This window comes from Burkholderia sp. BCC1644, from assembly GCF_902833225.1.
Classification (GTDB): Bacteria; Pseudomonadota; Gammaproteobacteria; order Burkholderiales; family Burkholderiaceae; genus Burkholderia.
Genome location: NZ_CADFEI010000020.1, coordinates 52,363 through 73,547, shown reverse-complemented (window position 1 = coordinate 73,547; position 21,185 = coordinate 52,363). Strand labels below are relative to the sequence as shown.

The following is a 21,185-nucleotide window of genomic DNA, read 5'->3' as shown; positions in this document are numbered from 1 at the left end:
GCGCACGGCAGCGGCCATGCTCAGGCAAACGTATCGACGAGGCCGGCGCGGCTCACGCTCGCGGCGGCCGGTGCGGATTGCGCAACGTCGGCCGGTGCATCGACGGCTGACGATCCGCCGTTCCCGCGCCGCGACGACTGGCCGCCAGCGAAGGTCTGTTGCGGGTTCTGCTGCTGGGACGCGAAGCCGCCGTCGCTGACGGTGGTGCTGCCGAGCCCGAGCCCGCCCGCTTCCATCGCCTCGCGCAGCTTCGGCAACGCGGCTTCGACGGCCTCGCGCACCTGCGCGTGCTGCGATACGAACAGCGCGTGCGCATGGTTGTCCGCGACGCGCAGCACGACCTGCAGCGGCCCGAGATCGGGCGGGTTGAGCGTCAGCTCGGCGCTCTGCTGGTGCGCATTCGACAGGAACACGACCTTCTGGCTCAGTGCGTCCGTCCAGTCGGCGGTGCCGACGTGCGGCGCGAGCGCGTGCGCGTTGGCCGCGGCGATCGCACTTGCGGCCGGCGACAGCTGCAGGTTGGCCTGCGCGGCGGCCGCGGCCGTTGCCCCGGCCGCGAGCGTCGCGCTGGCGGCCGGATCGGTCGCGTCGCCGGCGGCCGCGAGTGCGTGCTGAGCGCCGGACTGCGCGTTCGCGTCGGCCTGCAGCGCCTGCGGCGTGGCCTGGGTCGTCGTCTGCTGGGTGGCGAGCGCGCCTTTCGCATCGGCGAGCGACCGGTCGAATGTCGGCACCTTCGGCGTCAGCGGTGCGGCGGCGGTCGAAGCGGTCGCTGCGGGTGCGGAAGTCGTCGCGGCGGCGGACGCGCCGGTCGCCGGCATCGCGATCGCGCCCGCGCCGCCCGTCAGCTTGGCGAGCGCGGCTTGCAGCGCGTCGCGGCTCGACGTCGGGTCGAGCGGCTGGGCGGCTGCATCCTTGGCGGCGTGATCGGCCAGCGTCGCCGTGGCGTCGGGCTGGCCGGACACGGCCGTCTTTTGCGCCGCGTTGGCGACAGCGGCAGCGGCGGTGGCCGCATCGGCCGGTGCCGCATTGTCCGTGCGTGCCTGCAGCTGTGCCTGCAGGGCCGCGGCGGCCGCGAGCGCGGCGGCGTCCGGATTGGTCGTCGCGTTCGCGTCGTCGGTCGACGTGTCGTCGTCCGTGCCGGACGGCTTCGTGCCGGTGGACGGCTTCGACGCAGCCTGCGTCGTCGAGGCATCGGGCGTGGCGGTATTCGACGTGTCGCGACGCGTGACGACGCTTTGCTTCAGCGTCTGCGCGAACGGCACGGCGGTCGCGGTCGCCGACGCATCGTTGCCGGCGGCGGACGAACCCGAGCCGCGGGCGGCCTTGAGTGCGGCGCTGGCGGTGTCGAGCAGCGCGCCGAGCAGGGGCAGGGGAGGCATGACGGTTCTCTCGTTCGAATGCGGTGGTCGGTTACGACGAGCGGGCCGCGTCGGCCCGCATGCGCAGGATCTTCGCGGCGTGTTCGTCGGCGTCGCGCTGTTCGCGCCGGGCCTCGCGCGTCGCTTCCTGCGCGACGCCGCGCGCCTGCAGGATTTCATACGAGCCGACGGTGCGTTTCTTTTGCTGCCAGTTCGGGCGCGCTTCGTCGATGCGGACTTCGGCGGCGGCCAGCACGTTGCGCTGCTGCGCGATCGCCGCGTCGAGCGTGTCGATGAACGCCTGGAAATTGCGCCAGTTGCCGGCAGGCATCCCGTGTTGCGCGGACTGAGCGAAGCGCGCGTGATATTCGTCGCGGTAGCGCAGCAACGCGTCGAGCTGTTCGGCGGCCGAGGTGCGGTCGCGCTGCGCGGCGCCGAGCTGCTTCGCGGCCGAATCGAGGTCGTCCTGCGCGCGGTCGAGCAGCAGTTGAAGGGGAAAGCTGTGAGCCATCGGGATCAGCCTCCGTAAGCGTCGAACAGCGCATCGAGCGCAGAGAGGCTCGATGCGAACGGCGCGCATTCGCGAAAGCCCTGCTGCAGGAATGCCTCGATGCGCGGGTAGAGCGCGATCGCGCGGTCGAGCTGCGCGTCGCGGCCGGGTGCGTACGCGCCGACCGCGATCAGGTCGCGATTGCGCTGGTAGCGCGACAGCATCTGCTTGAACTGCCGCACGTGGTCGAGATGGCCTTCGTCGATCAGCGCCGTCATCGCGCGGCTGATCGACGCCTCGATGTCGATGGCGGGGTAGTGGCCGGCCTCGGCGAGCGCGCGCGACAGCACGATGTGGCCGTCGAGGATCGCGCGCGCCGAATCGGCGATCGGGTCCTGCTGGTCGTCGCCTTCGGTCAGCACCGTGTAGAACGCGGTGATCGAGCCGCCGCCTTCCGGCCCGTTGCCGGTGCGCTCGACGAGCGCGGGCAGCTTCGCGAACACCGACGGCGGATAACCCTTGGTCGCGGGCGGCTCGCCGATCGCCAGCGCGATCTCGCGCTGCGCCATCGCGTAGCGCGTCAGCGAATCCATCAGCAGCAGCACGTGCTTGCCCTGGTCGCGGAAATACTCGGCGAGCGACGTCGCGTAGGCGGCGCCCTGCATCCGCAGCAGCGGCGACACGTCGGCCGGCGCGGCGACGACGACCGAGCGCGCGAGCCCGTCCTCGCCAAGGATCTGTTCGATGAATTCCTTCACTTCGCGGCCGCGTTCGCCGATCAGCCCGATCACGATCACTTCCGCGCTCGTATAGCGCGCCATCGTGCCGAGCAGCACCGACTTGCCGACGCCGGAGCCGGCGAACAGGCCCATCCGCTGGCCGCGGCCGACGGTGAGCAGCGCGTTGATCGCACGCACGCCGACATCGAGCACGTGGTGGATCGGTTCGCGCTCGAGCGGGTTGATCGACGGCGCCGACAGCGGCGCATCGATTTTTGCCGCGAGCGGGCCGAGGCCATCGAGCGGGCGGCCCGACGCGTCGACGACGCGCCCGAGCATTTCCCAGCCGACCGGCAGCCGCTTCGCGCCCGCGAGCGGATCGGCGACGGGCGCGCTTTCGAGCGGCCACACGCGCGCGCCGGGCAGGACGCCCGCGACATCGGTGGTCGGCATCAGGAACAGGCGGTCGCCGGCGAAGCCGACGACTTCGGCTTCCGCATGCGGCAGCGTGCTGCCGGGCGGCAATTCTATCGTGCATTCGGCGCCGACCGACAGGCGCAGCCCGATCGCTTCGAGCACGAGGCCGGCCGCGCGCGTGAGGCGCCCGCACGGCCGCAGCGGCAGCGCGCGGTGGCTGCGCGCGGCGAGTCCGTTCAGGTGCGTGCGCCAGTGCGCGAGATGGGGATTGTGCGGCGCGCGCGGCGCGGCGCCGGCGGTGTCGGCGGCCGTGTGCGGCGTCGCATCGTGTGCGGGGTCGTGCGCGGCAGCCGGGCCGAACGACGCGAGCGCGAGCTCGCGCTCGAGCGGCGTCATGCCGTCGTGTGCGAGCGCCTCGGGCGGCCGCGTTACCACGTGCTCACCTTGCCGATCGCGGCGGCGACGCGCTGCCAGCGCGTGGACAGCGTCGCGTCGACCTCGCCGGTCGCGGCGTGCGCACGGCAGCCGCCGCGCTCGATCGACGCGTCGGTGCGCACGTTCCAGCCGAGCGTATCGAGATCGTCCTGCAGATAGGCTTCGACGACCGGCAGGTCGGCCGGATTCACCGCCAGATGCGGCGCGCCGGACAGCGCGGGCTCGGCCGCGAGCACGTCGCGCACGGCCGCGACCAGCGCGGCCGGGTCATGCTTCACGTGCTGGCGCACGACCTGCTGCGCGATGTCGAGCGCGAGTTGCGCGATGTCGGAGGCGAGATCGTGTTCGACGGTCGAGACGGCTTCGCGGAACGACGCGGCGAGCGCCGCGAGCTGCGCAGCCTGCTCGCGCGCGTCGGCCTGGCCGGCCTCGAAACCCTGTTCGCGGCCCTGCTCGAAACCGGCCTGGTAGCCGAGCGCCTGGCCTTCGACGTGGCCGGCCGCATGGCCCTCGGCGTGCGCGGCGTCGCGCACGCGCTGCAGTTCCTCGGCGAGCGCGGCGGCAGCGGCCGCCGCGTCGTCGGGCGGCGGCGGGGGCGGCGGCGGGTCGAACGACGCCATCTCCCACCGCTGGTATGCGGTGAGGGTGCCCACGCGATCGCTCGCCGAATCAGACATAGGCGTCTTCCGCCTTGCCGCCGATCACGATCTGGCCGCTCTCGGCGAGATTGCGCACGATCTGCAGGATGCGGCGCTGCTGCGTCTCGACTTCGGACACGCGCACCGGGCCGCGCGCGTCGAGATCCTCGGCGAGCAGTTCGGCCGCGCGCTGCGACATGTTCGCGAGGAACTTCTGGCGCAGCGCGGGCGGCGCACCCTTCAGCGCGATGATCAGCGTTTCCGACTCCACTTCCTTGAGCACCATCTGGATCGCGCGATCCTCGAGCTCGAGCAGGTTCTCGAACACGAACATCTGGTCGACGATCTTCTGCGCGAGATCGGCGTCGTACTGGCGCACGCTTTCGAGCACGCCTTCTTCATGCACGCTCGTCATGAAGTTCAGGATCTCGGCCGCGGTGCGGATGCCGCCCATCGGGCTGCGTTTCAGGTTGTCGCTGCCGGATAGCAGGCCCGTCAGCACGTCGTCGAGTTCGCGCAGCGCGGCCGGCTGGATGCCGTCGAGCGTCGCGATCCGCAGCATCACGTCGTTACGCAGCCGCTCGGTGAAGCACGATGCGATTTCCGACGCCTGGTCGCGGTCGAGGTGCACGAGGATCGTCGCGATGATCTGCGGATGCTCGTTCTTGATCAGTTCGGCCACGGCGCCCGAGTCCATCCACTTCAGGCCCTCGATGCCGCTCGTGTCGCTGCCCTGCAGGATGCGGTCGATCAGTACGCCGGCCTTGTCCTCGCCGAGCGCCTTCGTCAGCACCGAGCGGATGTACTCGCTCGAATCGAGCGACAGCGCGGTGTGCTGCTCGGCTTCCTTCGCGAACTCCTGCAGCACGTCCTCGACCTGCTCGCGCGTGACGTTCTTCAGCGCGGCCATCGCGGCGCCGATCTTCTGGACCTCGCGCGGCGCGAGGAACTTGAATACCTGCGCGGCCTCTTCCTCGCCGATCGACATCAGCAGCAGCGCGCTCTTGGTCAAGCCTTCAGCGTTCATCGGACACCCAGTTCTTCACGACGGTGGCGACGATCTTCGGATCCTGGCGGGCGATCGTGCGCGCGTAGTCGAGGTTGCGTTCGTAACGGTTCTTCTCGGTTTCGAAGCCGAGCAGCATCGGGTCGGGCTCCTCAGTCTTGGCCAGCGCGGGCAGGCCGTCGAGCGCGACCGGATCGTCCGGTGCCGCGAGCGCCGGCGCGGCCGGCTCGGGCGGCGGGAACGCGCGGCGCATCGCCGGGCGCACGAACATGAAGTAGAGCGCCGCCGCGGCCGCCGCGATGCCGAGCCACTTCGCGGCTTCCTTCGCCATCGCGATCATGTCGGGCTGGCGCCACCACGGCAGGTCGGCGTACGGGTCGGCGACGGTCGAGAACGCGCTGTTCACGACGTTCACCGAGTCGCCGCGCTTCTCGTCGTAGCCCATCGCGTCCTTCACGAGCTGCTCGACCTGCGCGAGCTTCGCGGGCGGCAGCGGCTGCATCGTCACGTGGCCCTTCGCGTCGGCGACCGGCTGGTAGTTGACGACGACCGCGACCGACAGCCGTTTCACGTTGCCCATCGGCTGTTCGAGGTGACGGATCGTCTTGTCGACTTCGTAGTTGGTCGTCTGGTCCTTGCGGTCGCTGACCGGCGTCGTCTGCGGCCCGTTCTGGCCGTTGCCGGCGACGATCGGCGCGGAAGCCGGCTGCGGCGGCGTGTTCGACAGCGCGCCCGGCACGCCCGATGCGCCACCCTGCGCGAGTTCGGTCGCGCTGCTGGTCTGCTGGCTGCGGATCGCGGATTGCTGCGGATTGCCGTTCGGGCCGTAGCTTTCCGACGTCTGCTCGATCTTCGAGAAATCGAGGTCCGCGCTGACCTGCGAACGCGCGTTGCCGGCGCCGAAGATCGGCGCGAGGATCGCGTCGATGCGCTTCTGCGTGTTGTGCTCGACCTGCTGCACGTACTTGAGCTGGCTCGCGTCGAGGCCGGAGGCGGACGCGGTCTGGGTCAGCAGGTTGCCGTCCTGGTCGACGATCGTGACGTTCTTCGCGGGCATGTCGGGCACGCCGGACGACACCATCCGCGTGATCGCCTGGACCTGGCCCTCGTCGAGCACGCGGCCCGGGTAGAGGTCGACGAACACCGACGCGCTCGGCGCTTCCTTGTCGCGCACGAACACCGACGGCTTCGGGATCGCGAGATGCACGCGCGCGCCGCGCACGGCATTGATCGATTCGATGGTGCGCTGCAGCTCGCCTTCGAGCGCGCGCTGGTAATTGATCTGCTCGGCGAACTGGCTGATGCCGAATTTCTGGTTGTCCATCAGCTCGAAGCCGACCGAGCCGCCCTTCGGCAGCCCCATCGCGGCGAGCTTCAGGCGCGTTTCGTGGACCTGGTTCGACGGCACGAGGATCGCGCCGCCGGCATCGGCGAACTTGTAGGGAACGTTTGCCTGCTGGAGCGCGGTAATGATCGCGCCGCCGTCGCGGTCCGACAGGTTGCTGTACAGCACGCGGTAGTCGGGCGCGCGGCTCCACAGCACGAGCGCGATGATCGCGGCGATCGCGAACGCGACGACGATCAGGAACGGCAGCTTCGGGTTGCCCTTCATCCGCGAGATGCCGGGAATGCGTTCCGCGAAGCCGCCCAGCCCGAAATCAGCGCCGGCGACGCCCGCGCCCGGCAACGCGGCGGCCGCGGCGGCGCCTGGCGCCGGGCTGGCGAGGCCCGCGCGGGCGTCGGGGTTGATCAGCGAGTTGGCCTGCGAATCCATGCGTCGAGTTTCTCCGGAGCGGGACCACTGAGCTCGCTCGGGCGAGCGGGCGGACAATGACACGATGCGATTATCGTGATCCGCGCCGCACTCCGATCGACCGAAAAGAGCGGGGTTTCCCCCGTACTTTCTCGGCTTTGACGCGCGGCGCGCTGCTATCCTTTTTCGCGATCCGGCATGGTGCGCGTGGTGCGGCGCCGGCGGATCCGCCCGGTGCGTCCGGGTCTTCTCTAAGTCTGGGGACAGCATGACTGCGAACGTCAGCGGAATCGGTTCGGTGTTGCAACAGATGCAGTCGATGGCCGCGCAGGCGTCCGGCGGCGTCGCGAGCCCGACGGCGGCGCTTGCCGGCTCGGGTGCGGCGACGGCCAGCACGTTCGCGAGCGCGATGAAGGCGTCGCTCGACAAGATCAGCGGCGACCAGCAGCACGCGCTCGGCGAGGCGAAGGCGTTCGAGGTCGGCGCGCCGAACGTGTCGCTGAACGATGTGATGGTCGACATGCAGAAAGCCAACATCGGCTTCCAGTTCGGGCTCCAGGTCCGCAACAAGCTCGTGAGCGCCTACAACGACATCATGCAGATGTCGGTGTGACAGGCGTGCCGGGCGGGGCCGGCGAGCCGGCTTTCCGCGCCCGGCGGCGGCCGCGTGCGCCTAAAGCTTTTCAAATCCCTTCCGATAACTCCGGAGAAGGCCGCGCCGTGCGACGCACGGTGGCGGCGACCGTATAGCCAAGGCAGAACAAGGAGAAGCGCATGTTTTCCCCAGGACACGCTGGAGCCAGTGCATACGCGCGTGTCGGCGTCGAGACGGGGGTGATGGGCGCCTCCCCGCACCGGCTGATCGCGATGCTGTACCAGGGCGCGCGGCAAGCGATCGCGCTGGCGCGCATGCATTTGCAGCAAGGTAACGTGCCCGCGCGCGGCGAAGCGATCGGCAAGGCGATCGGGATCGTCGAGAGCGGCCTGCAGGCGTCGCTGAATCGCGACGCGGGCGGCGAGATCGCGGAGCGGCTGTACGCGCTGTACGCGTATATCGGCCGGCGCCTGCTCGACGCGAACGCGCAGGCGAGCGACGCGATGCTGGTCGAGGTCGACGGGCTGCTCGCGACGCTCGAGGAAGCATGGACGGGCATCGCCCCGGAAGTCGCGCGGATGGCCGCGCAACAGGCAGCGGAAGCATCACGATGAATCACAAGGCCGAATACTTCGCACGTTACGAGGCGCTCGCTGCCGTGTCGGGGCGCATGCTGTGCGCCGCCCGCGGCGCCGACTGGAGCGCGTTGCCGGGGTTGCAGGCCGAATTCATGCAGCTTGTCGACGGGCTGAAGGAAGCCGATCCGGGCGTCGCGCTCGACGAATCGGATCTCGGCCGCAAGCTCGACCTGATCCGCCGCATCCTGGCCGACGACGCGGCGATCCGCGATCTCGCGAGCCCGGACGTCGCGCGGCTGTCCGCGCTGTTCGAGGCGCGGCGCTCGACCAAGGTATTGACCGATCTCTACCGCGCGCGCGGGTAGGGCCCGTTTCCGGGGAGACGGACGCGCTGTACCCGTGGGCGGCACCGGCGTGCCGTGCCCGGATTCGCAACGATGTGGCTGAGGTGAGCAGGCTCCGATCATGACCGGTATCGACACCGTTGCGGCCGCGCTGCTGGCGAGCCGCCTCGACAGCCTGCTGACCGACACCGTATCGGCGCCCGCCGGCGGCGGCGCGACCGCGCAGGTCGGCACGCCGGGCGCCGGCGCGTCGTCCTCGCCTCAGGCCGGCAGCCCGCCGGCCGCGCCGCCGGCCTCCACGCAGACGGCGCTGTCCGATGTCGGACGCGTGCTCGACGCGATTTCGCGCGCGGGCGGCGATGCGACGCCCGCGATTGCCGGGCGCACGCCGCTGCTGGCCGATCCCACCGTGCTGCTGACCGATCCGGCCGTGCCGGCGCCCGTTCCCGCGACACCGACGTCGGCGGCCTCCGCCCCGGCCACGTCGTCTCCGCCTGCCTCCGCCGCGGCATCGTCCGCCGCGGCCGCACGCGAAGCGGCCGCGCCGCTGCCGGTCGCCGCGCTGCGTGCGGCGCTCGCGCAGGCCGTGAGCGAGAGCGGCCTCTTCTACGAATCCCATCTGGCGCAGTGGCTGGCCGGCCAGCGTCCGCTCGCGGCGCTGATGCGCGAGCCGCAGGCGCGCCTGACGGCCGCGCTCGCGCCGGCCGACCGCGATGCGTTGCCGCCCGGCGCGACCGACCTGCTCGACGAACTGCTGGCGCAGCGTCCGCCGCTACCCGCGACCGCGCGGGCGGCCGTGCAGCCGGGCACACCGGCCCAGGGCGGCGCGCCGGCCCGCGACCCCGCGCAGGCGATGCCGGCGGCGGCCCGGCAGGGTGCATCGTTGCCGCCCGAAACCGCCGATCCGCTGGCCGCGCATGCCGACACGCGCTGGACGCCCGCGCGGGCCGACCTGGCTGCCGCGTCGTCCGATCCGCAGGCGCAGACGCTCGCGACCGTCCATCCGGCCGCCGTACCGATCGTCAGGCAGCAGCTCGATGCGCTCGCGACCGACCAGTTTCGCTGGACCGGCGAGGCCTGGCCGGGCGCGCGGCTCGACTGGACGATCGAGCCCGACGAGCCGGGCAACCGTGGGCAGCGTGGCGGTGGCGATGACGCGGGCGACGGCATCGCCTGGCGCACGCGCCTGACGCTGACGCTGCCGTCGCTAGGCACGGTCGATGCGGAACTCGTGCTGAACGGCACGCAACTCGTCGCGCGGCTGCGCGCGAACCAGACGGGCGCCGACCGCCTCACGCGAAACGAGGCGGCGCTGCGGCAGCGGCTCGAGGGATCGGGGCTCAAGGTCGGCGGACTGTCGATCCGCGCGGTCGACGACGGGCCGGACGGCTTCGACCTGTTCGCGGCCCAGGTGGCGGCCGCCGCGTATGCGCGCGGGGCGGCCAGCGCCGAGCCGACGCAGGTGGCCGACGACGAGGCGCCGCGATGAGCATGACGTCCCGCAAGCGCGCGGCCGCGCTCGTCTACGATCCGAAGGGCGGCGATACGGCACCACGCGTGGTCGCGAAGGGTTACGGCCTGCTCGCCGAGATGATCGTCGCGCGCGCCCGCGATGCGGGGCTGTACGTGCATACGGCGCCGGAGATGGTGTCGCTGCTGATGCAGGTCGATCTGGACGACCGGATTCCGCCGCAGCTCTATCAGGCCGTCGCCGATCTGCTCGCGTGGCTGTACGCGCTCGACCGCACCGAGCCCGAGCCGGACGACGCCGCGCCGCGCTTTCCGCTGCCGCCGCTGCGCTGAAGGGGCCCGCGTCGCGCGGCTTCTTACGAAATGCTGTCTCGGCCTTGCAAGGTCGTTCTGGCGGCATATGCCGTCTATCTGCCGGCATTTCATCGCAACGTGCGCACATCGACTGCATTCCTCCGCTAACCCGGCCTGCCGCCGGGAAGCGTGACCGATTGAGCCTGCAATAGATTTATGTAATGATATCCATTCTCATTTTCATATTGCCCGGCCGGCTCGCACACATTGCGCGCCGGCCGTTGTTTTGAACGAATGGATACTTTCGCGTGAACGCGCCTGAAACGATCGACCCGCCCAAGACGGGCATGCCGCGCGCCGGCGTCACCGTGCTGCACCCGGCGGGCCGCCATCTGAGCGACGACGAACTGGCCGCGCGCCGCCAGCGCTCGCGCCGCGCCACCTTCATCAAGTGGCTGCGCAAGGTGCACGGCTGGGTCGGGCTGTGGGGCGCGGTGCTCGGGCTGCTGTTCGGCGTGACGGGCGTGTTGCTCAATCACCGCGCGCCGCCGCTGAAGATTTCGACCGGCGAGCCGCAGGTCGAGGAGATGCAGATCGCGTTGCCGAATCCGGTGCCGAAGACGCCCGCCGCGATGACGAAGTGGCTGCAGCAGGAACTGCATTTCGACGGCAAGCCGGGCCGCATGCGCAAGGAGCCCGCGCAGGCCGTCGCGTGGGGCGACAAACGCGTGATGCAGCCCGAGCACTGGCAGTTCGGCGTGTTCGGCCCGCACCAGAACCTGCAGGCCGAATACTGGGTCGGCAACGGCTACGTGTCGGTGAAGCGCACGGGCAATACGTTCCTGACGACGCTGAACAACCTGCATCGCGGCGTCGGGATGAACCTCGGCTGGGTGCTGCTGATGGATACGATCGCGGGGTCGCTGATCCTGCTGTCGCTGACCGGCGTGCTGCTGTGGACCGAGTTGAACAAGCGTCGCACGGTCGGTGTCGTGCTGGTGGTCGGTTCGGTCGCCGCGGCGCTGGCTGCCGGCCTGACCTGATCGGATTGGCGCGCGCGCCAGGCTGCCGGCGGCGCGAACCGGATGGGCGGCGCGCCGCGGCGGATCAGAGCCCGCAGGCCGCGCCGCTGTTCGCCGCGATCTCGCGGGCGGCCTTCGCGCCTTCGACCTGCAGGATCGTCGGCAGCGACACGTGATTCTTCGCGGCGGTGATCTCGGCGAGGATCGAGATCGCGATTTCCGGCGGCGTCCTGCTGCCGATGTAGATGCCGGCCGGCCCGTGCAGCCGGCCCAGTTCCGCTTCGTTCAGGTCGAATTCGCGCAGCCGTTCGCGCCGCGCCGCGTTGTTGCGCCGCGAGCCGAGTGCACCCACGTAGAACGCGGGCGTCTTCAGTGCCTCCATCAGGGCAAGATCGTCGAGCTTCGGATCGTGCGTCAGCGCGATCACGGCCGAACGCGCGTCAAGTTTCATGTCGAGCACCGTATCGTCGGGCATCGTGCGCACGACGCGCGTGCCCGGCACGTCCCACGCATCCGTGTATTCCTCGCGCGGATCGCACACCGTCACCTGGTAGTCGAGCCCGACCGCGATCTGGCACAGATAACGCGACAACTGGCCGGCGCCGATCACGAGCATCCGGTAGCGCGGCCCGTGGATCGTCACGAGCCGCTCGCCGTCGAACGCGAGCCCGTCGGCCGCCTGCGCGGGCGACAGCGACGCGCGGCCGGTCGCGAGCGTCATCGTGCGCGTGACGAGGCGGCCGGCCTCGACTTCCGCGCATAGCGCGGTTATTCCGCTGTCGCGCGTGAGCGGCTCGAGCACGAGCTGGATCGTGCCGCCGCACGGCAGCCCGAAGCGGTGCGCTTCCTCGGCCGTCACGCCGTACTTGAGCGCTTCCGGGCGCGCGTCGGCCGCGATCCCGCTCGCGTGCACGCGAGCGATCAGGTCGTCCTCGATGCAGCCGCCGGACACGGAGCCGACCACTAGGCCGTCCTCGCGCACCGCGAGCATCGCGCCCTCGGGGCGCGGCGACGAGCCCCACGTCTTCACGACCGTCACGAGCAGCACGCGGCGCCCTTCTTCGAGCCAGCGCGCGCTGGATTTCAGTACATCGAGATCGACGCTTTCCATCATCTTTTCCTGTTGCCGGACGGCCCGTTGCAGAGACCGTCGTTTGATGGCGGGATTATGAACCGCGCGGCGCGCGTGTGCAGGCGGCGTGCAAAACGTGCGCGCAAATCCGCAGGATCGGGCAAGACATCGCGACGATCGGACAGCGCGCGATCGCGGGAGCGGCGCAGCGGCCGGTTCGGGGGAGGCGGTTGCCGCGCGGGGCCGGTGGCGGCCCCGCGGGGTGTCGCGTCATCGCGCGCGGCATGCGCGCGACGACGGCGTTCAGTGCGCGTCGTGGTTGCCGTGCGCGAGCTTCGAGTGGTGGCGCGAGTACAGGAAGTAGATCACGAGGCCGATCACGAGCCAGATGCCGAATGCGGCCCACGTGACGGGCTGCAGGTTCAGCATCAGGAACAGGCACGCGGCGACCGCGAGGATCGGCACCACGGGCACGCCCGGGCAGCGGAACGCGCGCGGCAGGTCGGGATGCGTGCGGCGCAGCACGAGCACCGCGATCGACACCATCGAGAACGCCGCGAGCGTGCCGATGTTGATCAGCTCGGCGAGCACGTTGAGCGGCACGAGCGCGGCGATCAGGCCGAAGAACAGGCCGACGAGCCAGGTCGTCAGGAACGGCGTGGCGTAGCGCGGGTGCACGCGCGACAGCATCGCCGGCAGCAGCCCGTCGCGCGACATCGCGAAGATCACGCGCGTCTGGCCGTAGCTCATCACGAGGATCACGGTCAGCATGCCGAGCACCGCGCCGAGATCGATGAAGCCCGCGACCCACTTCTCGCCGGCGACCTGCAGCGCGTACGAGATCGGGTGCGAGATGTTCGCGTACTGGGCCGACGGCACGATGCCGGTTGCGACCGCGGCGACCGTCACGTACAGCACCGCGCACACCGCGAGCGACGCGATGATGCCGATCGGCAGGTCGCGTTTCGGATTCTTCACTTCCTCGGCCGCCGACGACACCGCGTCGAAGCCGATGAACGCGAAGAACATCACGGCCGCCGCGCCGAACACGCCGTTCCAGCCGTGCGGCATGAACGGCTTCCAGTTGGCAGGCGTCACGTGGAACACGCCGACCGCGATCACGAGCAGCACGACCGACACCTTGATGAACACCATGATGTTGTTGATGCGGGTCGATTCGCGGATGCCGATCGACAGCAGCGTCGTGATCACGATCATCACGAGGAACGCGGGCAGGTTGAACCACGTGTCGACGCCCGGCACCGCGCCGGGCGCGGCCGTCAGCACGGTCGGCAGCGACAGCCCGAAACCCTGCAGCAGCGACTGCAGGTAGCCCGACCAGCCGACCGACACGGCCGACGACGCGAGGCCGTACTCGAGCATCAGGTCCCAGCCGATGATCCACGCGACGAGCTCGCCGAGCGTTGCGTACGAGTACGTGTAGATCGAGCCGGCGACGGGGATCGTCGACGCGAATTCCGCGTACGACAGCGCCGCGAGGCCGCACGCGATCGCGGCGATCACGAACGACAGCATCAGCGCGGGGCCGGCCTGCACGGCGCCGGTGCCGGTCAGCACGAAGATGCCGGTGCCGATGATCGCGCCGATGCCGAGGAAGGTGAGGTCGATCGCGCCGAGCGCTTTCTTGAGCCCGGCGGCGTGCGCGCCGGCGATCATGCGATCGACGTTTTTCTTGCGGAAGAGAGACATTGCGGATGAATCGCCAGCGCGCGCAGGCGCGGGGGCGCTGACTGAGTGAAAACCCGTAATTTTAGCCGATTTGACGAACAAGACCCGCTGCGGCGCAGCGGCGCGTCGCGGAATCGTCCGATAAAACAAGCGCTTGCGCTTGATGCGGGCGGCAGTTGACGGAGACGCGGCGTGCGCCGCGTCATGGAATCGGACGAATCCGAGGTAGCGCGCGCAGGCGGGTCGGGCCGGTCAGGCGCCGGCCGCGGGCGCCATGTCGACGAGCCGGTTGCTCATCACGTAGAACGTGAGTTCCGCGTTGTTCGACAGCCGCATCTTCTCGAGCAGCCGCGACCGGTACACGCTCACCGTCTTCACGGACAGCGACAGCGTGTTCGCGATGTCGGTGAGCCGCTTGCCCGACGCGAGCATGCAGAGCGTCTGGAATTCGCGGTCGGACAGCTTCTCGTGCGGCAGCGGTTCGTTCTCGAACGACACGTATTCGGCGAGCGCCTCGGCCATCGCGGGGCTCACGTACTTGCGGCCGGCCGCGACCTGCTGGATCGCGCCGATCATCTGCGCGGCGTTGACCGTCTTCGACAGGTAGCCGGCCGCGCCGGCCTTCAGCGCGCGGACCGCGTACTGGTCCTCGCGGTACATCGAGAACATCAGCACCGGTGTGCGCGTCAGCTTGCGCTTGAGGCGCTTGAGCACCTCGATGCCGTTCGTGTCCGGCAGCGAGATGTCGAGCAGGATCACGTCGAATTCCTGTTTGTCGACGGCTGTCATCGCGTCGCCGCCGGTTTCGGCTTCGGTGACGTCGCGCGCGATGCCGCGGTCGATCAGCAGCTGGCGAATCCCTTGCCGGACGATCGCGTGATCGTCCACGAGCAGGATGTTCAGGCTCATGACGACCTCACGAAAGCGACGCGCGGCGGGCCGCGACGGGCACCGCGAGCAGCGAATCCCACGCGAAGCGCGCGGTGACGCGCGTGCCGTGGCCGGTTTCCGGCGTGGCCGTCTCGAAGCTGCCGCCGAACGCTTCGCAGCGGGCGCGCATGCCGGCGAGGCCGTAGCCGCTGCGGCGGCTGCGGGCGAAACCGGTCCCATCGTCGGCGACAATCAGTGACAGATGCGTGCCGTCGGTGACGATCCGCACGTCGACCGACGTCGCGCGGGCGTGCTTCGCGACGTTCGACAGCGCTTCCTGCGCGACGCGGAATAGCGCGAGTGCGCTGGCGCCGGCGATCTGCGTGAGGCGCGCGTCGGCCGCACACACGAAGCTCGTGCGCAGGCCCGTGCGAGCCGCGTGCGTGTCGATCCAGGACGACAGCGCGCCGATCACGCCCGCGTCGAGCGCCGGCGTGTCGCGTTCGTCGATCAGCCGGCGATTCGCGTCGGTGGCGGCGTCGAGCGCCTGCTGCGCCAGCTCCAGCGCACGCAGGCAGCCGTCCGGCGCATCGGCCGGCAGCCACGTTTGAACGTTTGCGAGCGCGAAACGCGCAGCGGTCAATTCGGCGCCGAGCCCGTCGTGCAGCTCGCCGGCCAGATGGCGGCGGGCTGCTTCGTCGGCGGCGAGCAATTGGGCGGACAGGGCTGCGATCCGTGCGGCGGAGGCGTCGCGTGTCGACGCGGTGTCGGCAACGGGCGGAGTAGCGGCGCAGCTGTGCACACGCTGCCGCGACGGGAACGGGGCGTGGGCGCCCGAGGGCGCGTTAAGCGACGTATCCATGACTCTCCCTGCTGTCAGAAAGCGGTTCAGACACCGGCTGGCTGCGTGGATCGGCTGCCGTTTCGATGACGGTCGCCGCCTGGGAATCGCTCCATGCCGAGGTAACAAAAGTTACACCTTGTAACACTTGCATCCGACCCTTCCACTCTCATTCAAACGGCAACCACGCGCGGCGAATAATATCTCAAAATTTCTGAAAAGGTCATGTCGGGCGGACATTTAAGGGTAAATGTGAATAATCGGAATGAACGTGTTGTAGGAAAAACACTGACACCCGAACACCCGGCGGTGACGTATCCAAATGTAACTATTTGAGATGAGATGGTCCCAGTTTGTTACGAATTCGCCAAGTAGGGACGAAAAAAAACCGGAGCTTTTGCTCCGGTTCTTGATGCCGCACAAATTTCGGGGGCAGATCAGTCCACGAATGCGCGCTCGATCACGTAGTGGCCCGGCGCGCTGTTCTTGCCTTCGACGAGGCCGGCCTGCTTCAGCAGGTCGGTCGTGTCCTTCAGCATCGCGGTGCTGCCGCACAGCATCACGCGGTCGTTTTCCGGCGAGAACGGCGGGACGTCGAGATCCGTGAACAGCTTGCCCGTCGCGATCAGGTCGGTGATCCGGCCTTCGTTGTCGAACGCTTCGCGCGTGACCGTCGGGTAGTAGACGAGCTTGTCCTTGATGATGTCGCCGAGGTACTCATGGCCCGGCAGGTCGTGCTTGATGAAGTCCATGTACGCCAGCTCGCCCTTCAGGCGGCAGGTGTGCGTCAGGATCACCTTGTCGAAGCGTTCGTAGATCTCCGGATCGCGGATGATCGACATGAACGGCGCGAGGCCCGTGCCCGTCGACAGCATCCACAGCGTCTTGCCCGGCAGCAGGTTGTCGGCGACCAGCGTGCCCGTCGGCTTCTTGCCGATCAGCACCGTGTCGCCCACCTTCAGGTGCTGCAGGCGCGACGTCAGCGGGCCGTTCTGCACCTTGATGCTGAAGAATTCGAGATGCTCTTCGTAGTTCGGGCTGACGATCGAGTAGGCGCGCGCGAGCGGCTTGCCGTCGACCTCCAGGCCGACCATCGTGAATTCGCCGTTGTTGAAGCGCAGGCTCGCCTCACGGGTGCAGGTGAAGCTGAACAGCGTGTCGGTCCAGTGATGGACGGATTGGACGGTGGCGGTGTCGTATTTGCTCATGGCTTTGAAAACGGACGCGCGTAGCGGACGCGTGTAACGGGCCCAAAAATGGGCAAAAAAACCGAGTGCGACGGCCCGATCGCGGATCGGCCGGCCGGCGCGTCGGACACGCGCCTTCTCGATGACAGACGTTTGAGGAACTCGTTATTTTACCCTGTTGGCGCGGATCGCGGGCTTGACCCCCGTGGCTGCGCGGATTTGGCGCAACAAATCCTTGCAAAAAGCTTTCATCGATCGGCTGCGAGTTTCGCGCCGAGACCGACGAGCGCGACGCCGCACAGCGCGTCGAGCGGGCGCCGCACGCGCCGGTAGCCGCGCTGCGCGCGGGGGCTCGCGAACAGGTACGCGACGCACGAATACCAGCCGGCCGACAGCACGCCGATCGTCACCAGCACCGCGCCGTTGAACCACAGCGGCACGTGCGCGGGCAGCATCGCCGCGAACACGCTGGTCCAGAACGCACACGATTTCGGGTTCGTCAGGCACGTGAACAGGCCGCTGCGATACGCGCGCAGGTAGTCGCGCGCATGCGGTGCGGCCAGCGGCGCGGCGGCGTCCGGCGCATCGGCCGGCGCCGCGTCGCGGCGCACGCCCGAGCGCAGCAGCTTGAAGCCGAAATACACGAGATACACGGCGCCGCCGATCCGGATCGCCTCGTACAGCCATTCGACCTGATGCAGCACGGCCGCGAGGCCGAGCATCGCGAGCGTCGCCCACGCGACCGACGCGGTGCCGACGCCCAGCGCCGACGCGGCGCCCAGGCTGCGGCGACCCGCGAGCGACAACTGCGAAATCATGAAGAAATTCGGGCCGGGCGTGATCGCCGCGACGAGGTAGACGACGGCGATTTGGAGCAGGATCGGCAGGTAGGTCATGGCGGCGCGGCCCGGCGGCGGGGCGATGGCGGAATGGGCAAGCCGCTACTGTAGCGCGCGCGGCGCGGTCGCGCTCCGGCGGCGCGCGTTCGGGGGTGGCCGAGGAAGGTTATTGCGGATCGAGGCGCAGGCGAGCGATGTACGGCAGGTGGTCCGACAGCCACGCGGCTTCGCCGGACGGCGCGCGCCATTCGAGCGGCGTCAGGCCGCGCACGAACATCTTGTCGAGCGCGAGCGCCGGCGAGAACGCAGGGAACGTGCGGCCCGATTCGCCGAGCAGCGTCGCGACCTCGGACATCCCGATTTCGCCGAACAGCGCGACCGAATCGTTGCGCCAGTCGTTGAAGTCGCCGGCGAGCATCAGCGGGCCGTCGCCCGCGTTGCGCACGATCCAGTGCGCGATCCAGTGCATCTGGCGCAGCCGCGCGGCGCGCGTGAGCGCGAGGTGCGCGCACAGCAGCGTGACCGGGCGCGCGCCCGCGAGCGTCGCACGCGCGACGAGCAGCCCGCGCCGCTCGAAGCGGTGCGCGGAGATGTCCCAGCGGCCGCCGAGGTCGAGCGGATGCGGCGACAGGATCGCATTGCCGTGCCGCCACGACGGCTTGAACACGTTCGGCCCGAGCGCGATCTGCCAGTCGAGCGCATGCGCGATCTCGGTGGCCTGGCAATGCCACACGTCGTCGACCGCGTCGTCCATCTGCGCGCCGAAGCCGGGCGCGAGCACGGGGCGCGGCATGCGGCGCGCCATCGCTTCCTGCAGGAAATACACGTCGGCGTGCGTCGACTGCATCCAGTTGCGCATCGCGTTCCACGCGGTGAAGCCGAGCGGCGAGCGACCCTTGTGCAGGTTCCAGCTGACGGCGGTGATTTCGTCGGGGGCGGCGTGCGGTTCGGCGAACGGCAAGGACAGGGCGTCGGCGGACATGACGCTCAGTCCTTCGCGACGTGCGCACGCACGCGGTACACGAGATGCGGATGCTGTTCGACGAGCGTCCAGTCGGTCCATGCGTCGGCGCCGACCGACAGGCCGGGGTGGCTCGCGACAATCTGCCGCGGCGACGCGGGCACGCACGGATCGCTGCGCGTCGCGTTTTCGTCGTCGAGCGTTTCCTGCACGTCGAGCGCGAGCGACACGGTGTTCGCGTTGGCGTCGACGGTGAGCGGCGCGACGGTGACCGAACGCGAACGCTCGGTCGGCACGACGCGCGCGGCATTGCCGCACCCGACCGGCACGGCGGACGGATAACGATGGGTATCGGTGCGGGTCTGACCCACGGTGGTGCGTTGCTGGAACGTGTCGATCGTCTGACCGTCGCGCACCACCTGGATCTCCCACGCGACGGAGGCCGGCGCGGGGCTTTGCGCATGGGCGGCGAGCGTGACGCTCGCGAGCAGGACGGCCAGGCCGTGTTTCAGCATGAAACGTCTCCGGAAACGCGCAATAGCGGGGAACGGACGCACATCTTACGCCCGATCGATTTCGATCGTGATGTGACAGGACGCACTGCGACAGGTTCGCAGCACGATGCGGTCCTGCCCGGCAGGTAGGGTCGCGTCACGCGTTTTCAAGCGAAAAAGCGCGCGAACTCGGCCACCGGCGCGCGCTCGGTGACGAGGCGGTTCTCGATCGCGTCGGGGTCCGCATGGCCGAGCGACATCCCGCAGACGAACTGTTCGTTGGCGGGAATGCCGAGGTGGTCGGCGACGATCCGGTGATACGGCACGAACGCGGCCTGCGGGCAGGTATCGAGCCCGCGTGCGCGTGCGGCCGTCATCACGCCCTGCAGGAACATCCCGCAATCGAGCCATGCCCCTAACGTCATCACGCGGTCGAGCGTGAAGAACAGCGCGACCGGCGCATCGAAGAAACGGAAGTTGCGCGCGTGCTGCGCGTGCATGCGCGCCTTCTCGTCGCGGCCGATGTTCAACAGCCCGTACAGATCCCAGCCGACCTTGCGGCGCCGGTCGATATACGGCGACACCCATTCGCGCGGGTAGTAGTCGTATTCGGCGACGTATTTCTCGTCGCGCGCGGGATCGTCGTGCGCCGCGGTCAGCGCGGCGGCGAGCGCATCGCGCGTGGCGCCCGTCGCGACGTATACGCGCCAGGGCTGGATGTTGGTGCCCGACGGCGCGCGGCTCGCGGCTTCGAGGATCGCCTCGAGCGTGTCGCGCGGCACGGGTGTCGGCAGGAAGGCGCGGATCGCGCGGCGCGACGTGAGCGCCGCGTCGACGGCGTCGATCGCATCGGCATCGACGTGGGGGGAAGCAGCGGGGGCGGACATCGGCATACCTTTGGGGCATCGCGCGACGCGCCGTGCGGGCGCCGTCGGCAAGGCCGGCGCGGCGGGTGGGTGAACCAACGATCATACGCTGCGGCGCGCGGCCATGCAGCGCGCGCGAAGTGTTAGCAGCAGACTCGCATGGCTGCTTGCTTGCGCGGGGATACGGGATCGCTACACTGAAATCGTAAGGGTCTGATGGTTGTGTGACGGCGAGTGCAGCGAGGTTGGTATGACGACGGCGATGGTGAAACAGGAACTGGCGGTGGCGTCCTTCAGCACGGTGTACGACCTCGAGCAGGTCGAGACGGCGCTGAGCGACCTGAACGAGAGCGCGAGCGACGCACTGCGCGCCACTTACGAGCGGATGCTCAAGACGGGGAATCTGCGCTTCTGCGTGAAGCCGAACCGGATGCCGTCGTTCGATGAACTTGGCGACGCATTGCCGAATTTCGGCGAGCCGCTCGACGACGTGCGCAAGCAGGTCGCGCTGTGCCTTGAAACGGACGACCGGCTCGAACTGATGCCGATCCTGCTGCTCGGGCCACCCGGGATCGGCAAGACGCATTTCGCGAAGGCGCTCGCGCAACTGCTCGGCACCGCGTACCACTACGTGCCGATGAGTTCGCTGACGGCCGGCTGGATCTTGTCGGGCGCGTCGTCGCAATGGAAGAACGCGAAGCCCGGCAAGGTGTTCGAGGCGCTCGTGAACGGCAGCTACGCAAACCCGGTGATCGCCGTCGACGAGATCGACAAGGCCGGCAGCGATGCGCAATACGATCCGCTCGGCGCGCTGTACGCGTTGCTCGAGCACGACACTGCGCGCGCATTCGTCGACGAATTCGCGGAAGTGCCGATCGATGCGGGCAACGTGATCTGGATCGCGACCGCGAACGACGCGCAGGCGATTCCGGAGCCGCTGCTCAACCGGATGAACGTGTACGAGATCGCGCCGCCCGATGCGGCCGGCGCGCGCCGGATCGCGCAGACGATCTACGACGAGATCCGCACGTCGCATGCGTGGGGGCGGCGCTTCCCCGACACGCTCGGCGACGACGCGCTCGACATGCTGGCCGCGACGCCGCCGCGCACAATGCGTCGCGCGCTGCTGCACGCATTCGGCGCCGCGCGGCTCGACGGCCGCGATGCGATCGGGCCGCACGACATCCGCGCGGACGAGGGCGCCGCGAAGCGCCGGCCGATCGGCTTCTGACACGGCGGCGCGCACG

General features: G+C 69.4%; 22 protein-coding genes. 7 read left to right on the top strand and 15 right to left on the bottom strand.

Annotated elements, in window-relative coordinates; genetic code table 11:
- Window positions 1-20 precede the first annotated feature (20 nt).
- Genes HWX87_RS30930 through fliF form a run of 6 tightly spaced genes read right to left on the bottom strand, consistent with a single transcriptional unit; the run spans window position 21 to window position 6,837 of the window.
- Window positions 21-1,379 carry a flagellar hook-length control protein FliK gene (locus HWX87_RS30930; RefSeq protein ID WP_176050778.1) on the bottom strand — a complete coding sequence of 453 codons (1,359 nt, stop codon included), beginning with the start codon at window positions 1,377-1,379 and terminating at the stop codon, window positions 21-23.
- 31 nt (window positions 1,380-1,410) lie between these two features.
- Window positions 1,411-1,869, bottom strand: coding sequence for a flagellar export protein FliJ (fliJ, locus tag HWX87_RS30925; RefSeq protein WP_176050777.1), 459 nt, complete (start codon window positions 1,867-1,869; stop codon window positions 1,411-1,413).
- Between the two features lie 5 nt (window positions 1,870-1,874).
- Entirely contained in the window at window positions 1,875-3,419 is a 1,545-nt protein-coding gene (gene fliI / locus HWX87_RS30920) for a flagellar protein export ATPase FliI (protein ID WP_176050776.1), read from the bottom strand.
- The gene (gene fliH, locus HWX87_RS30915; protein WP_059232943.1) at window positions 3,413-4,096 is read right to left on the bottom strand and encodes a flagellar assembly protein FliH; all 684 of its coding nucleotides are present in this window, start codon (window positions 4,094-4,096) and stop codon (window positions 3,413-3,415) included. Before fliH ends, fliI begins: the two co-directional genes overlap by 7 nt.
- Complete coding sequence (fliG, locus tag HWX87_RS30910) at window positions 4,089-5,084, bottom strand: flagellar motor switch protein FliG (protein WP_176050775.1); 996 nt, start codon at window positions 5,082-5,084, stop codon at window positions 4,089-4,091. Before fliG ends, fliH begins: the two co-directional genes overlap by 8 nt.
- Window positions 5,074-6,837, bottom strand: coding sequence for a flagellar basal-body MS-ring/collar protein FliF (gene fliF / locus HWX87_RS30905; protein ID WP_176050774.1), 1,764 nt, complete (start codon window positions 6,835-6,837; stop codon window positions 5,074-5,076). Before fliF ends, fliG begins: the two co-directional genes overlap by 11 nt.
- A 247-nt stretch (window positions 6,838-7,084) precedes the next feature.
- On the opposite strand from fliF, the gene fliE reads away from it, so the two are divergent.
- The 6 genes from fliE (at window position 7,085) to HWX87_RS30875 (ending at window position 11,140) form a co-directional block, all read left to right on the top strand.
- Window positions 7,085-7,429, top strand: a complete 345-nt coding sequence (gene fliE, locus HWX87_RS30900) for a flagellar hook-basal body complex protein FliE (RefSeq protein WP_034190274.1) — start codon at window positions 7,085-7,087, stop codon at window positions 7,427-7,429.
- A 161-nt stretch (window positions 7,430-7,590) separates the two neighbouring features.
- Complete coding sequence (gene fliS, locus HWX87_RS30895) at window positions 7,591-8,025, top strand: flagellar export chaperone FliS (protein ID WP_176050773.1); 435 nt, start codon at window positions 7,591-7,593, stop codon at window positions 8,023-8,025.
- Window positions 8,022-8,354 (top strand): flagellar protein FliT, encoded by a 333-nt coding sequence (locus HWX87_RS30890; RefSeq protein ID WP_176050772.1) that lies wholly within the window; start codon window positions 8,022-8,024, stop codon window positions 8,352-8,354. The genes fliS and HWX87_RS30890 overlap by 4 nt, the downstream gene beginning before the upstream one ends.
- Window positions 8,355-8,454: 100 nt before the next feature.
- A complete protein-coding gene (locus HWX87_RS30885) occupies window positions 8,455-9,822 on the top strand; it encodes a flagellar hook-length control protein FliK (RefSeq protein WP_176050771.1) in 1,368 nt (455 codons plus the stop codon).
- Window positions 9,819-10,136, top strand: a complete 318-nt coding sequence (locus HWX87_RS30880; protein ID WP_176050770.1) for an EscU/YscU/HrcU family type III secretion system export apparatus switch protein — start codon at window positions 9,819-9,821, stop codon at window positions 10,134-10,136. The genes HWX87_RS30885 and HWX87_RS30880 overlap by 4 nt, the downstream gene beginning before the upstream one ends.
- Before the next feature lie 269 nt (window positions 10,137-10,405).
- Window positions 10,406-11,140, top strand: a complete 735-nt coding sequence (locus HWX87_RS30875) for a PepSY-associated TM helix domain-containing protein (RefSeq protein WP_176050769.1) — start codon at window positions 10,406-10,408, stop codon at window positions 11,138-11,140.
- 64 nt (window positions 11,141-11,204) lie between these two features.
- On the opposite strand, the gene HWX87_RS30870 is transcribed toward HWX87_RS30875, so the two are convergent.
- The 9 genes from HWX87_RS30870 to HWX87_RS30830 all read right to left on the bottom strand — a co-directional run bounded on the left by HWX87_RS30870 (window position 11,205) and on the right by HWX87_RS30830 (window position 19,959).
- Window positions 11,205-12,230: an XdhC family protein gene (locus HWX87_RS30870; RefSeq protein ID WP_176050768.1), complete on the bottom strand. Its 1,026-nt coding sequence runs from the start codon at window positions 12,228-12,230 to the stop codon at window positions 11,205-11,207.
- Between the two features lie 264 nt (window positions 12,231-12,494).
- Window positions 12,495-13,901 (bottom strand): amino acid permease, encoded by a 1,407-nt coding sequence (locus tag HWX87_RS30865; RefSeq protein WP_176050767.1) that lies wholly within the window; start codon window positions 13,899-13,901, stop codon window positions 12,495-12,497.
- Window positions 13,902-14,132: 231 nt separating this feature from the next.
- Window positions 14,133-14,789: a response regulator transcription factor RqpR gene (gene rqpR / locus HWX87_RS30860; RefSeq protein WP_176050766.1), complete on the bottom strand. Its 657-nt coding sequence runs from the start codon at window positions 14,787-14,789 to the stop codon at window positions 14,133-14,135.
- Between the two features lie 7 nt (window positions 14,790-14,796).
- A complete protein-coding gene (gene rqpS / locus HWX87_RS30855) occupies window positions 14,797-15,612 on the bottom strand; it encodes a quorum system sensor histidine kinase RqpS (protein WP_176050765.1) in 816 nt (271 codons plus the stop codon).
- Between the two features lie 416 nt (window positions 15,613-16,028).
- The gene (locus tag HWX87_RS30850) at window positions 16,029-16,799 is read right to left on the bottom strand and encodes a ferredoxin--NADP reductase (protein ID WP_176050764.1); all 771 of its coding nucleotides are present in this window, start codon (window positions 16,797-16,799) and stop codon (window positions 16,029-16,031) included.
- A 227-nt stretch (window positions 16,800-17,026) separates the two neighbouring features.
- Window positions 17,027-17,674 carry a LysE family transporter gene (locus HWX87_RS30845; protein WP_176050763.1) on the bottom strand — a complete coding sequence of 216 codons (648 nt, stop codon included), beginning with the start codon at window positions 17,672-17,674 and terminating at the stop codon, window positions 17,027-17,029.
- A gap of 109 nt (window positions 17,675-17,783) precedes the next feature.
- Window positions 17,784-18,599 carry an endonuclease/exonuclease/phosphatase family protein gene (locus HWX87_RS30840; protein ID WP_034190285.1) on the bottom strand — a complete coding sequence of 272 codons (816 nt, stop codon included), beginning with the start codon at window positions 18,597-18,599 and terminating at the stop codon, window positions 17,784-17,786.
- A 5-nt stretch (window positions 18,600-18,604) separates the two neighbouring features.
- Window positions 18,605-19,093: a hypothetical protein gene (locus HWX87_RS30835; protein ID WP_176050762.1), complete on the bottom strand. Its 489-nt coding sequence runs from the start codon at window positions 19,091-19,093 to the stop codon at window positions 18,605-18,607.
- A gap of 146 nt (window positions 19,094-19,239) precedes the next feature.
- Window positions 19,240-19,959, bottom strand: coding sequence for a nitroreductase (locus tag HWX87_RS30830; protein ID WP_176050761.1), 720 nt, complete (start codon window positions 19,957-19,959; stop codon window positions 19,240-19,242).
- Window positions 19,960-20,188: 229 nt separating this feature from the next.
- Between HWX87_RS30830 and HWX87_RS30825 the strand changes: the two genes are divergently transcribed.
- A complete protein-coding gene (locus HWX87_RS30825) occupies window positions 20,189-21,169 on the top strand; it encodes an AAA family ATPase (protein WP_176050760.1) in 981 nt (326 codons plus the stop codon).
- Window positions 21,170-21,185 lie beyond the last annotated feature (16 nt).